Origin of the sequence: Sphingomonas baiyangensis, from assembly GCF_005144715.1 — a bacterium.
Lineage (GTDB): Bacteria > Pseudomonadota > Alphaproteobacteria > Sphingomonadales > Sphingomonadaceae > Sphingomonas > Sphingomonas baiyangensis.
In genome coordinates, this window is the sequence record NZ_SWKR01000002.1 from 1,513,454 (window position 1) to 1,525,523 (window position 12,070).

At 69.3% G+C, this 12,070-nt stretch carries 16 protein-coding genes; 8 read left to right on the forward strand and 8 right to left on the reverse strand.

From position 1 onward, the window contains the following. Nucleotides 1-52 precede the first annotated feature (52 nt). The 7 genes from FBR43_RS10590 to FBR43_RS10620 are packed head-to-tail and all read right to left on the reverse strand — an operon-like array spanning nucleotide 53 to nucleotide 5,098. Nucleotides 53-745: a flagellar basal body L-ring protein FlgH gene (locus tag FBR43_RS10590; RefSeq protein WP_136944156.1), complete on the reverse strand. Its 693-nt coding sequence runs from the start codon at nucleotides 743-745 to the stop codon at nucleotides 53-55. A 40-nt stretch (nucleotides 746-785) separates the two neighbouring features. After that, nucleotides 786-1,574: a flagellar basal-body rod protein FlgG gene (flgG, locus tag FBR43_RS10595; protein WP_136943103.1), complete on the reverse strand. Its 789-nt coding sequence runs from the start codon at nucleotides 1,572-1,574 to the stop codon at nucleotides 786-788. A gap of 11 nt (nucleotides 1,575-1,585) precedes the next feature. Continuing rightward, a complete protein-coding gene (locus tag FBR43_RS10600; RefSeq protein ID WP_136943104.1) occupies nucleotides 1,586-2,335 on the reverse strand; it encodes a flagellar basal body rod protein FlgF in 750 nt (249 codons plus the stop codon). A 23-nt stretch (nucleotides 2,336-2,358) separates the two neighbouring features. Next, nucleotides 2,359-3,627 carry a flagellar hook protein FlgE gene (locus FBR43_RS10605; RefSeq protein ID WP_136943105.1) on the reverse strand — a complete coding sequence of 423 codons (1,269 nt, stop codon included), beginning with the start codon at nucleotides 3,625-3,627 and terminating at the stop codon, nucleotides 2,359-2,361. 24 nt (nucleotides 3,628-3,651) lie between these two features. Then, nucleotides 3,652-4,335, reverse strand: a complete 684-nt coding sequence (locus FBR43_RS10610) for a flagellar hook assembly protein FlgD (RefSeq protein ID WP_136943106.1) — start codon at nucleotides 4,333-4,335, stop codon at nucleotides 3,652-3,654. 2 nt (nucleotides 4,336-4,337) lie between these two features. After that, nucleotides 4,338-4,751, reverse strand: coding sequence for a flagellar basal body rod protein FlgC (gene flgC / locus FBR43_RS10615; protein ID WP_394344026.1), 414 nt, complete (start codon nucleotides 4,749-4,751; stop codon nucleotides 4,338-4,340). Beyond that, nucleotides 4,748-5,098 (reverse strand): flagellar basal body rod protein FlgB, encoded by a 351-nt coding sequence (locus FBR43_RS10620; RefSeq protein WP_136943108.1) that lies wholly within the window; start codon nucleotides 5,096-5,098, stop codon nucleotides 4,748-4,750. The genes flgC and FBR43_RS10620 overlap by 4 nt, the downstream gene beginning before the upstream one ends. A 182-nt stretch (nucleotides 5,099-5,280) precedes the next feature. Here FBR43_RS10620 and FBR43_RS10625 point away from each other — a divergent pair, with 182 nt between their 5' ends. The 8 genes from FBR43_RS10625 (at nucleotide 5,281) to FBR43_RS10660 (ending at nucleotide 11,501) form a co-directional block, all read left to right on the forward strand. Continuing rightward, nucleotides 5,281-5,925 carry a motility protein A gene (locus FBR43_RS10625; protein ID WP_136943109.1) on the forward strand — a complete coding sequence of 215 codons (645 nt, stop codon included), beginning with the start codon at nucleotides 5,281-5,283 and terminating at the stop codon, nucleotides 5,923-5,925. Then, nucleotides 5,922-6,494 (forward strand): flagellar motor protein MotB, encoded by a 573-nt coding sequence (locus FBR43_RS10630; RefSeq protein WP_136943110.1) that lies wholly within the window; start codon nucleotides 5,922-5,924, stop codon nucleotides 6,492-6,494. Before FBR43_RS10625 ends, FBR43_RS10630 begins: the two co-directional genes overlap by 4 nt. Further along, entirely contained in the window at nucleotides 6,491-7,030 is a 540-nt protein-coding gene (locus FBR43_RS10635; RefSeq protein ID WP_136943111.1) for a flagella basal body P-ring formation protein FlgA, read from the forward strand. Before FBR43_RS10630 ends, FBR43_RS10635 begins: the two co-directional genes overlap by 4 nt. Before the next feature lie 156 nt (nucleotides 7,031-7,186). Beyond that, nucleotides 7,187-7,402, forward strand: a complete 216-nt coding sequence (flgM, locus tag FBR43_RS10640; RefSeq protein WP_249276544.1) for a flagellar biosynthesis anti-sigma factor FlgM — start codon at nucleotides 7,187-7,189, stop codon at nucleotides 7,400-7,402. Beyond that, nucleotides 7,389-7,697: a flagellar protein FlgN gene (locus FBR43_RS10645; RefSeq protein ID WP_136943113.1), complete on the forward strand. Its 309-nt coding sequence runs from the start codon at nucleotides 7,389-7,391 to the stop codon at nucleotides 7,695-7,697. The genes flgM and FBR43_RS10645 overlap by 14 nt, the downstream gene beginning before the upstream one ends. Before the next feature lie 77 nt (nucleotides 7,698-7,774). Continuing rightward, a complete protein-coding gene (locus FBR43_RS10650; protein WP_136943114.1) occupies nucleotides 7,775-8,695 on the forward strand; it encodes a lytic transglycosylase domain-containing protein in 921 nt (306 codons plus the stop codon). Continuing rightward, a complete protein-coding gene (gene flhA, locus FBR43_RS10655) occupies nucleotides 8,695-10,776 on the forward strand; it encodes a flagellar biosynthesis protein FlhA (protein WP_249276545.1) in 2,082 nt (693 codons plus the stop codon). Before FBR43_RS10650 ends, flhA begins: the two co-directional genes overlap by 1 nt. A 2-nt stretch (nucleotides 10,777-10,778) precedes the next feature. Next, nucleotides 10,779-11,501, forward strand: coding sequence for a sigma-70 family RNA polymerase sigma factor (locus FBR43_RS10660; RefSeq protein ID WP_394344027.1), 723 nt, complete (start codon nucleotides 10,779-10,781; stop codon nucleotides 11,499-11,501). Between the two features lie 3 nt (nucleotides 11,502-11,504). On the opposite strand, the gene FBR43_RS10665 is transcribed toward FBR43_RS10660, so the two are convergent. After that, complete coding sequence (locus FBR43_RS10665; RefSeq protein ID WP_136943116.1) at nucleotides 11,505-12,032, reverse strand: hypothetical protein; 528 nt, start codon at nucleotides 12,030-12,032, stop codon at nucleotides 11,505-11,507. Between the last annotated feature and the right edge of the window lie 38 nt (nucleotides 12,033-12,070).

The following is a 12,070-nucleotide window of genomic DNA, read 5'->3' on the forward strand; positions in this document are numbered from 1 at the left end:
GGCCGCCCTTCGACAGGCTCAGGGCGAACGGGAACGGGCTGGACGCAAACCATCAGAACGGGCTGATGACCTGGAAGAAGCGGCTGAGCCACCCCTGGCGCGCGGCGCGGGCGACGTCGCCCTTGCCGGTATAGCTGATGCGGGCATCGGCCACGCGCGTGGAGGCGATGCGGTTGAAGGCATCGACGTCGATCGGGCGGACGATCCCGCGAATCTGGACGAACTCGTCGCCGCGGTTGAGCGTGAGCTGCTTCTGCCCCTGCACCACCATGTTGCCGTTGGGCAGCACCTCGGCGATCGTCACGCTGACTTCGCCCGACAGCGCATTGGCCTGGTCGGCGACGCCGGTGCCTTGGAAGCCGCGATTGCCGCTGGCGCGCGCGTCGGTAGGCGCGAACAGCGAAAGCGGGCCGGTCGACGGGCCAACAAGGCCGAAGCCGCCCTTGCTGTCGAGATTGGTGCCCGCCGATTTCGACGCGGCGGTGCGCTCGACGAGCACGATCGTCACCAGATCGCCGACGCGGCGCGCGCGCTGGCCTTCGTGCAGCGCGGCATAGCCATCGGCGACCTGGAAGATCGATCCGTTGGCGGGCGGCGGCGCGGCGACGGGCTGCGCGATGGTGGGCGCATAGACGATCTCGGGCTTCTTGCGCCCGAAGATCTGCGCGTTGGCGGGCGCGGCACCGAGCGCGATCAGCGCCAGCGCGGCGCTGCCCATCGCGAGGCCGGCGGCGAACTCGATCATGCCCGAGCGGCTGGGGCGCACGACGCGGATCACGCGCGCGTCAGAGGTTCTGGTTGACATATTTCAGCATCTCGTCGGTGGCCGAGATCATCTTGGAATTGACCTCATAGGCGCGTTGCGTCTCGATCATGTCGACGAGTTCCTCGACGACGTTGACGTTCGATCCCTCGAGCATCCCCTGCCGCACCTGGCCGCGGCCATCGAGGCCGGCGATGCCGATGTTGACGGGGCCGCTGGCGGCGGTCTCGGTGAGATAATTGTCGCCGGTGGCCTGCAAGCCCGCCGGGTTGGCGAAGGTCGCGACCTGGAGCTGGCCGATCTGCGCGGCTTCGGCCTGTCCCGCGACCGTCGCCGATACGGTGCCGTCGGCGCCCACGGTGATCGCGGTCGCGCCTTGCGGAATGGTGATGCCGGGCATCACCTGATAGCCCTCACTCGTCACCAGCAGCCCTTCGGGCGAGCGCGCGAAATTGCCTGCGCGCGTATAGCCGAGCACGCCGCCGGGTAGCTGCACCTGGAAATATCCGTCGCCGTCCAGCGCCATGTCGAGCGAATTGCCCGTCGTCTGTAGCGCGCCCTGCGTCTCGATGCGCGCGGTGCCCTGCACGCGGACGCCGGTGCCGAGGTTGAGGCCGGTGGCATAGCGCGTCTCGGCGGTGCTCGCGGCACCGGCGGCGGTGACCACCTGATAGGCGAGCGTCTCGAACGCCGCGCGATCGCGCTTGAAGCCCGTGGTGTTCACGTTGGCGAGGTTGTTCGAGATAACGCGCATGCGCGTATCCTGGGCGTCGAGCCCGGTACGCGCGATGTGCATGGCGGAACTGCCCATGATCTAATTCCTTATCCCTGGACGCGCATCAGGCTGGCCGAGCTTTCGTCCATGCGCTTGGCTTCCTTCAGAAGATTGGCCTGCACTTCGTAGCCGCGCTGGTTCTCGATCATGTCGACCAGCGCCTGCGTGAGGTCGACGTTCGACTGTTCGAGCGCGCCGCTCGCGAGCTTCGCGTCCAGATTGCCCGGAAGCACGCCGCCGCCGCGGACATGCAGCAGATTGTCGAGGCCCTTCACCGTGTCCGAACCTTCGGTGCTGGCAAGCTTGATGCGGTCGATCACCTGCGGCTCGGTGCCCGGCGCCGATCCGCGCGGCACGATCGAGATGCTGCCGTCGTCGGCGATCGTCAGGCGATCGTGCGGGGGGATGGTGATGGGGCCCCCCGACCCCATCACCGGGAAACCGTCACCGGTTTCCAGCACCCCGCTGGCGGCGACGCTGAGGTCGCCGCGCCGCGTATAGGCCTCGCTGCCGTCGGTCGCCTGCACAGCGATCCACGCATCGCCGGTCGCGGCGATATCGAGCGCGCGGCCGGTCTGCTGGAGCGCGCCCGAGCGGCGATCGGCGTCGCGCACCTCCTCGGCCGAGGGCGTGCGCGAGGTGAAGCTGCCATCGGCCGCCAGCACCAGCCGCTCGAAGCTGACGCGGTCCTGGCGAAAGCCGATGGTCGAGGCATTGGCGATGTTGTTGGCGATCGCCGCCTGCGCCGACATCTGGCTCTTGAGGCCCGACATCGCGGTATAGACGAGACGATCCATCGCTCAGCCCCCCTGCCCGTGCATCAGCTGCGGATGTTGAAGATGGTCTGCGAAATCTGGCTCGACGTATCGAGCGCCTTCGCATTCGCCTGGAAGTTGCGCTGCGCCGCGATCAGCGCCACCAGCTCCTCGGTGATGTCGACGTTCGATCCTTCGATGATGCCCGACATGAGTCCGCCCATGCCGCTCTTGTTGGCCTCGCCCAGCACGACGTCGCCCGAAAGGCCCGTCGACGCCCAATAGCCGTTGCCCTGCTGGCGAAGGCCGGTGGGGTTGGCGAAATTGGCGAGCGCGACCTTGCCGAGCGCCAGCGAATCGCCGTTCGAGAAGCTGGCGCGCACGATGCCCTGCTCGTCGACCGCGACCGATTCGAGCTGGCCGACGGCGGCGCCGTCCTGGCTGCGGCTGTTGACGACGAAGGGCGTCGCCTTCTGCGTGGTGGCGGCGCCGAAATCGAGCGCGATCGTCTGTTCGGCGGTAGCACCGTTGGGCGTCACCGGATCGAACGTGGTCGCGGTGGTGGGCGAGGTGAGCGCGCCCGCGCCGTCGAAGGTGAGCGTGACCGCATCGGCACCGCCCGTCTGGAGCGGCTGGTCGCTCACGAAGCTGTAGACCTGCCACTCGCTCGTCGGCTCGGCGGCGCTCGGTAGCGAGGTGCGCACGAAATAGCTCGTCATCGTCTGCGGATTGCCGCCGGCATCATAGACGGTGGTCTGCGTCGACTGGTTGTAGCTCGTCGGATCGAAGCGATCGAAAGTGGCGGTGGCGGGGATCGCTGCGGTCGAATTGAGGTTGAGCGACAGCGCGACATTGCCCGTCGGCGTCGGCACGCCTGAAGTCTGCGGCAGGCGCAGGCTGACGAGGCTGTCGACGCCCGAGGCGACGACCGCGCCCGAGCCATCGACCGGGAACACCTGGAGATGGCCGCCCTGCCCGTCGACGACATAGCGCTCGGGATCGACGAGGAAGCCGCCGTTGCGCGTGAAGTTCATCTTGGCGCCATCGGCATCGGGCTTGGTAGCGAAGAAGCCGTCGCCCGAGATGGCGAGATCGAGCGTCGAGCCCGTCTGGATCAGGTTGCCTTGGCCGAACTGCTGGCGGATCGCCTTGGTGACGACGCCCGAGCCGACGAGGCTGGTGGGGTTGGACGACACGCTCGAGGCGATGACGTCGGCAAACTCGGTGCGGCTCTTCTTGAAGCCGTCGGTCGCGACGTTGGCCAGGTTGTGCGAGATGGTCGACATCTCCTTCTGGCTGGCCTGAAGGCCGCTCAGCGCAGTGTAGAACGACATTGGTTTCTCCTACGAACGATGGGTTCAGCCGACCGAGCGGACGGCGCTGGACTTGACCTGCCCGATGCCGGGCAGCGTGAGCACGGGTTCGCCGCCTTCGAGCGCGACGGCAGTGACCGGCGCCCAGACGAGTGGGCGCGCGGCGACCGCCTCGCCGGCGTTGCGGGCGGTGACGGCGACGCGGAACGGGCCGTTGCCCGCCGCCTCGCCGGCATCGGTGGTGCCGTCCCAGTCGAAACTGGCGGTGCCCGCGGTCTGCGGGCCGAGCGCGATGGTCTTGAGCACGGCGCCCTCGGCACTGGTGATCGTGACCGACACGTCGGTAGCGGCGGCATCGAGCACGACGCCGCCCTCGATGCCGCCCGAAGCGCGTGCGAAGGCGACGTCGCCCTCGGTCAGCACGGTGCGGCCGACCCAGCCGAGCGCCTGGTTCATATCGGGCGCGCCTAGCCGGTCGGCGATCGCCTTCAGCGTCGACGACATCTCGGTGATGCCCGCGAGCGACGAGAACTGCGCCATCTGCGCGACCATCTGCGTGTTGTCGACGGGCTCGAACGGATCCTGGTTCTTGAGCTGCGCGGTCATCAGCTGGAGGAAATCGGTCTGGTTGAGCGTCTGCTGCGCGGCGCGGGTCGTCATCTCCGCGGTGTTCGTCGCGGTGCGATTGACGCCCAGATTGGCGAGCGTGGTGTCGAAGCTGCTGGCCATCGTCAGCGACCCAGCCGCAGCGTTTCGGTGATGAGCGACTTGGCGGTCTGCATCACCTCGACATTGTTCTGGTAGGTGCGCGCGGCCTCCATCATGTCGACCAGCTCACGCGTCTCCTCGACGGCGCTTTCATAGACATTGCCCTCGGCATCGGCGAGCGGGTTGCCCGGATCGTAGCGCTTGGTGGGCGCCTCGCCCGCCTGCATCACGCGCTCGACGTCGACGGTCGCCATGCCGCTCGCCGCATCGAAATGCGTGCGGAACACGGGCTTCATCGTGCGGTACGCCGCCTCGGCCGACGAAGCGACGGCGCCGGCGTTGGCGAGGTTCGACGCGGTGGTGTTCATGCGCACGAGCTGCGCCGACATCGCGCGGCCCGAGACCTGGAAGATGTTGAGGGGATTGCCCATCGTCATTCGCCCTTCAGCGCGCGGGTGAGCGTGCCGATGCGCCCGTTGAGGAAGGCGAGCGTCGTCTGATAGGCGACGGCGTTCTCGGCGAAGGCGGTCTGCTCGGTCGCCAGCTCGACGGTGTTCCCGTCCATCGAGGGCTGGAGCGGCACGCGATAGAGCGTGGCATCGGCGACGGCGCGATCGGTCGGCCCGCCGACGCTCGACGCGCGCAGCGCCGCCTGGAAATCGATGTCGCGCGCCTTGAAGCCCGGCGTCGAGGCATTGGCGATGTTCGACGCGAGCACGCCCATGCGCTGCGAACGCAGTGCCAGCGCGGTGCCGTGTATGCCGAAGATGCTTTCGTTCGCCATGTCGTTTCGCGCCTCCTTCGCTGCGCGGCAGTTCGTGCGGACGATACTCAGCAAGGGGCGTGCCAGTTTTGCTTAAAGCGGCGTCGAAGGCAGAGCAGGCGGATCGACCGGCAACCGATTGCCGCCCGGCCGGCAAACGGCAACCGGCGAGCAAACGGCACGCTCCTTGCTGTTCACAGGGCATGGACGTTGCGCCCTTTCTCGATCTCCCCGCGCTCGCACTGGTGGGCGGCGGTACGCTGACCGCCGCGGTGCTGCGGCATCCGGCAAGCGCGCTCGCGCGTGCGGTCGCCGCGCTCGGCACGCTCGGCCGCCGTCCGCACGATGCGGGCGCACAGTTGCAGCAGATCGCCGCGCTTTCGCGTATCGCCCGCAAGCATGGCGCGATGGCGCTCGACCGATCGGTGATCGACGATCCCGACGTGGCGCTCGCCGTCCGCGCGATCGTCGACGGCGAGGCGGCCGATGCAGTGCGTGCCGCCGTCGTGCACGCGCGGGAAGCGCGGATCGAGCGGCATCTTGCGGCAATCGAGGTCTGGTCGGGCGCGGCCGAGGCGGCACCCGCCTTCGGCATGGTCGGCACGCTCATCGGCCTCGTCGCGATGTTCGCGGCGATGGACGATCCCGCGACGATCGGCCCGGCAATGGCGATGGCGCTGCTCGCCACGCTATATGGCGCGCTGTTCGCCAATCTGGTCGCGCTGCCCGTCGCCGGGCGCCTTCGCCGGCTGTCGCGCTGCGAGGCGTTCGAGCGCGCACGGCTCGAGGCGCCGCTCGCCGCGCTCGCGGCACGCGAGGCGCCGCGCCGGCAGGGACTTGCCGCATGAGCCTGGCACGCTTCGACGATGCCGCGCCGGCGCGCGCGCCTTGGCTCATCACGCTTGCCGATCTGTCGCTGCTGCTCGTGGGCTTCTTCGTGTTCCTCCATGCCAGCCGGATCGACGATGCGGCGCTCGCGCAGGCGATCCGCGCGGGGTTCGACGCACCATCAGCGGAGCCCGCCGCTGCTGCGCCGATCGCGCTTGATCGCGCCATCGTGCGCGGTTTCGCCGCCGGATCGGCCGACACGCCTTCGTTGGCGGCGGCAATACGCTGGGCGCGCGGCGCCGGCGATCCGCGCACGCGCATTACCATTGCCGGCCATGTCGACGGTACCGCGACCGACGTCGATCCGCTGACCGGCAGCGCCGCGCTGCTCGCCAGCGATCGCGCCCGTGCCGTCGCCGCCGCACTGGTGGCGAGCGGTGCGGTGGCGCGCGATCGCATCGTGCTCTCCGCCGATCCGGCACCCGCCGGTCGCCATGTCACGCTGTCGATCGGCTTTGCCGGAAACCGGCAGGATGCTGCCGGCCACCGGCCACCCCTTGCCCTTTCCAACCCACGGAGCCTGCCATGATCCGCCCCGCCCTGCTGCTCGCCGCGCTGCTCGCCGGCCCCGCCGCCGCGCAGGACGCGCGCTTCCAGAGCACCGCGCTGCTCGACACCGCGGTCAGCCAGTTCACCGGCCATGCGCAGGGCGAGGAAGGCGGCGCGGTCGCGCCCGTCGACAGGCGGCTGAAGCTGGCGGCGTGCGCGCTGCCGCAGCTCGAATGGCGCACGTCCGCGCAGGACGCGGTGGTGGTGCGCTGCATGGCGCCGGTGTGGCGCATCTTCGTGCCCGTGAAGGCCGCTCCGCGCGCCATCGCAGCGCCCGCGGCGGTGGCGATGCCGGGCCGCGCGGCGCCCGCGCCCAAACCCGAAATCGTCGTCAAGCGCGGCGATCCGGTGATGGTCGAGGCGGGATCGAACGGCTTTTCGATCACGCGCGACGGCATCGCGATGGGCGATGCGGCGGCCGGCGCGCGGCTGATGGTGCGCGTCGATCCGGCCAAGCCGCCGATCCAGGCGATCGCCATGGAAGCCGGTCGCGTCACCCTGCCCGGCTGGCAGTGATGTTTTTTTCGCTAAACCCGGCGAGCGCCCGGTCGTTTCCTCATCTGTCGGCAACGAACAGGATGTGGCGACATGGTGGACCCGATCGGCTCGAAGCCCCTTATGCCAGCGCGCGCGGCGAGCGTGTCGGTGGACCCGGTTGCACGCGCACGCTTGGTGGAGACCGGGGCCGAGCGCGCCGCGACGGGGGCCGCGGCGGGATCGTTGCAGGCGGTGGCACACGACATGGCGGCCTCGCCGCCGGTCGATGCCGATCGCGTGGCGCGCATCCGCAAGGCGATCAAGGACGGCACCTTCCCCATCCTCCCCGCGACGATCGCCGACCATCTGCTGGCGATGAAATATCACTGGGACGGCAATGACGCGGCGTGACGCACTGGTGCAGGTGATCGAGTGCCTGCATGCCGAGATCGCGGCATTGAAGGCAAATGACGCCGTCGGCCTTGAACGCGCGACCGCCGCCAAGCTCGTGCATATCGAGGCGCTGCATGCCGGTGGCGACGATGGTGTGGCGGCGCCCGACCTCAAGGCGCTCGCGGCCGAGGCGCACCGGCTGAACGAGACGGCGCGCATCTATGTCAACCTGATGGCGGCAAATGTCCGCCGCCGGCTGCAGACGCTTGCCGGCAACCAGGCCGCTCCCTACCGCGCGATGGGCTATGCCTGACGCGCCGCAGCGCTGACGGCTGACTGGCACGCTCCTTGCTGAATGCTTCCCGACCACGGGAGCCGAAGCCGGGAATGATGCGCGCGATACCCACGACCAACGCCGCCGCGACGCGGACCGAACCGCAGGCCGCGATCGCGCGCGCCAGTGCGCGGACCGGCGTGGACTTCAACTATCTCATCGGCCAGGCGCAGATCGAAAGCGGGATGCGCACCAATGCGCGCGCACGCACCTCGAGCGCCACGGGCCTGTATCAGTTCATCGAGCAGAGCTGGCTGGGCGTGGTGAAGGCGCATGGCGCCGAGCATGGCCTCGGCTGGGCTGCCGACAGCATCCGCCAGACCGGATCGGGGCGCTATTATGTCGCCGACGCGGGCACGCGGGCTGCGATCCTCAACCTGCGTACCGATGCCAATGCCGCATCGCTGATGGCCGCCGAGCACGCCGCCGACAACAAGGCCGCGCTCGAAGGCGCGCTCGGCCGCGAGGCAACGGGCACCGACCTCTACATGGCGCATTTCCTCGGGCTGGGCGGCGCGCGCAAGTTCCTCTCGGCGATGCAGGCCGCGCCCGACCGCGCCGCCGCGCCGATGTTCCCCGCCGCCGCGCGCGCCAACCGCTCGATCTTCTACGCCCCCGGCGGCCAGCCGCGCTCGCTTGCCGACATCTACCAGCGCTTCGCCGGCAAGCTCGATCGCGGCGCCAACGCTGCCGGCGCCGCCGGATCGGCCTCGGGCATGCTCGCCGCCGAACCCGCGGTGCACCGCACGATCGACGGCATGGACGTGATCCTCGGCAATGACGCGCAGGGCGGCGACGACGCCTGGTTGCAGACGACGCTCGCCAATCTCAACGTCGTGCAGGACGTGCGCGGCTGGCAGCGCCGCACCGCCGCCGACGGATCGCCGCTCGACGCCGGCCGCATCAACGCGCTGCGCCCGACGCCCGAGACCGCGCGCCTCGCCTATCTGATGCTCGCCAATCTGGGTGCCGCGTGATGGGCGGCTTCTCGATGGCCAATATGGGGGCGTTCGGCCGCTCCTCGGCATTGCCGGCGGCAATCCTGCTGCTCGTGGTGTTGATGGTCGTGCCGATCCCCGCGGTGCTGCTCGACGTTTTCTTCGTCATCAACATCATGCTCAGCCTCGCGGTGCTGATGGTGGCCTTGAACGCGCAGAAGCCGCTCGACTTCTCGTCCTTCCCCACCGTTTTGCTGTTCGTCACGCTGTTCCGCCTCGGCCTCAACGTCGCCTCGACGCGCGTCGTGCTGGTGCACGGGCACGAGGGTGAGGCAGCGGCGGGCCATGTGATCGAGGCGTTCGGCAGCTTCCTGATCGGCGGCGACTATGTCGTCGGCATCCTCGTCTTCTCGATCCTGATGATCATCAACATGATCGTGGTGACGAAGGGCGCGGGGCGCGTGTCCGAAGTGTCGGCGCGCTTCACGCTCGATGCCTTGCCCGGTAAACAGATGGCGATCGACGCCGATCTCAACGCCGGCCTGCTGACGCCCGACGAAGCGCGCGCACGCCGTGTCGAGGTGTCGACCGAAGCCGATTTCTACGGTTCGATGGACGGTTCGTCGAAGTTCGTAAAGGGCGACGCGATCGCGGGCCTGCTGATCCTTGCGATCAACATCGTCGGCGGCCTGATCCTCGGCACCGTCAGCCACGGGCTTAGCCTCGGCGAAGCGGCGCAGACCTATATCCTGCTCGCGATCGGCGATGCGCTGGTGGCGCAGGTGCCCGCGCTCATGCTGTCGATCGCCGCCGCCGCGATCGTCACGCGCGTCACCTCTGCGCATGATCTTTCGGGCCAGATCGGCAGCCAGTTCGCCTCGCACCGCACCTGGACGCCGGTTGCCGGCATCCTCGGGCTCCTCGGACTGCTGCCGGGAATGCCGAGCCTCGTCATCCTGCCCGCCGCGGCGGCCGCCGGCTATGCAGCCTATCGCCTGCGGCAGGCAGCCAATCGCCCGCCGCCCGCCGAGCCCGCCGCGATCGAGGCGCCCAAGGATCTGTCGAAGATCGGCTGGGACGAAGTGACCGAGAATCTCCAGGTGATGCTCGACATCGGCTACGGCCTCGTGCCGCTGGTCGACGAGCGCAAGGGCGCGCCCCTGATGAGCCGGATCACCGGCGTGCGGCGGCAGCTTTCGAAGGATCTGGGCTTCGTCGTGCCGCAGGTGCGCGTGCGCGACGACATCAATCTGGCGCCCTACACCTACCGCATCGTCATCAACGGCGTGACGATGGGCGAGGACCATTGCTCGCCCGACGAGATGCTGGCGCTCAACACCGGCCAGGGCGTGGGCAAGCTGCGCGGCAAGGCAGCCAAGGACCCGACCTTCGGCCTCGACGCCACCTGGATCGCCGCGGGCGATGCCGATGCGGCGACGGGCATGGGCTATCTGGTCGTCGATCCCGGCACCGTCATCGCCACGCACCTCAACCAGATGCTGATCCAGAACGCATCCGACCTGCTGGGGCCGGACGAGGTGCAGTCGCTGCTCGACGGCCTGAAGGACCGCGCGGGCGCGCTGGTGGCGGCGCTCTGCCCGCAGCCGCTCTCGCTCACCACGCTCACGCAGGTGCTGCGCGGGCTGCTCGCCGAGAATATTCCGCTCAAGGAGTTCCGCCGCATCGCCGCCGCGATCGCGGTCGCCGCGCAGCGCACGCTCGACGCCGACGAGCTGATCGAGGCGATCCGCCCCGAACTGGGCGGGCTCATCATCCAGAAGCTGTGCGGCGTGCGCGAGCCGCTGCGCGTGATGACGCTCGAAGGCCAGCTCGAGGCGCTCTTGGGCCAGGCGGTGCGCTCGGATGCCTCGCGCCGCCATGCGATCGAACCCGATCTCGGCCGCCGCATCGTCGATGCGCTGCAACGCGCCGCGCAGCCGCTGGTCAACGAGGCCAAGCCTTTCGCGCTCGTCGTCCAGCCATCGATCCGCGTCGCCATCCGCAAGCTGGTGCGCGGCTGCCTGCCCGATACGCCCGTGATGAGCTTTTTCGAGGTGCCCGAGGACAAGGCCGTCGAGGTCGTGGCCGTGATCGGGGCGCCGGAGGCCCTTGCCGCATGAACATGATGTCCCCCATCCATCTCTACACCGCCGCGACGCCGGCGCGTGACGTCGAGGCGCTGGTGCGCGAGCATCTGCCGCTGGTGCGCCGCATCGCGTGGCACGTGCACGGCAGTATGTCGGCGATCGTCGAGGTGGAGGATCTGGTGCAGATCGGCATGGTCGCGCTGGTCGAGGCGGCCAACGCCTTCGAGGATCGCGGTGCCGTCACCTTCCGCCAATATGCCATCACGCGCGTGCGCGGCAGCATGATCGACGAGCTGCGCCGCCAGGCGACGCTGACGCGCGGCGCGATGAAGCGCAGGCGTGCCTATACCGAGACTGTGGCGGCGTTGCAGGCCGAACTGGGGCGGCGCCCCGAGGACGCCGATGTCGCCGCGCGACTGGGCGTGAGCGTTGAGAAGCTGCGGCTCGACTATGCCACCGCCGAGGCGCTGCGCTTCGATCCGATCGACGACGTCTATACCGACGAGGGGCCGTGGTTCATGGACGACAGCCCCGACGCGTTCCAGCAGCTTGCCGACAGCGACCTGCGCGACGCGCTGGTAGCCGCGATCGCCGCGCTGCCCGAGCGCGAGGCGCTGGTGATCCAGCTATATTATGTCGAGGAACTCAATCTCGAGGAGATCGGCCAGGTGCTGGGCGTGGGCGGCGCGCGCGTGTGCCAGATCAAGGCGAGCGCGCACGCCCGGCTGAAGAAGGCGCTCGCCGGCGCGGTCGAATAGGCGCTACCGGGCGGCGCGGCGGAACAGCCATACCGATGCCAGCCACGTCGCCGTCAGCGCCAGCGTGAATGGCCAGACGCCGTGCCCGGCGAACTGCATCGCCAGACCGAGCGCGAGTTGCGCGCCTGCCGCGAACAGCATCGCGTACGCCATCGGCGCCGCGCGCAAGCGCGCGACGGCGGCGGCCAGCAATGCCAGCGCGGGCACGAGGTTGAACGCCATGTTGATGTCGTTCTCCTCGCTGCCGACGATACCCACCGCGGCATTGGCCCAGAGCGTGAGCAGCGCCGCCGCGAGCGCGACCGCAGCGCCCGCACGATAGGCAGCGCGATCGCTGCGGCGGACGACCAGCTCGAAGGCGAGGCCGACGCCGCCGAGCAGCACGATTGCGAAGCCGAAATCCTCCGGCCCCCAATGCACTTCGCTGGTGAAGCGCATCGCCACCGCGGGCGCAGCGATCATCGCGGCGATGGTGCCCCATCCGAGCGGGCGCCAGAGATTGCGTGCGCGAAGATCGGCGGGTGCGGGCATGGCTTGTCTCCGGATGATTGGCGCTCCATCACTGCCTG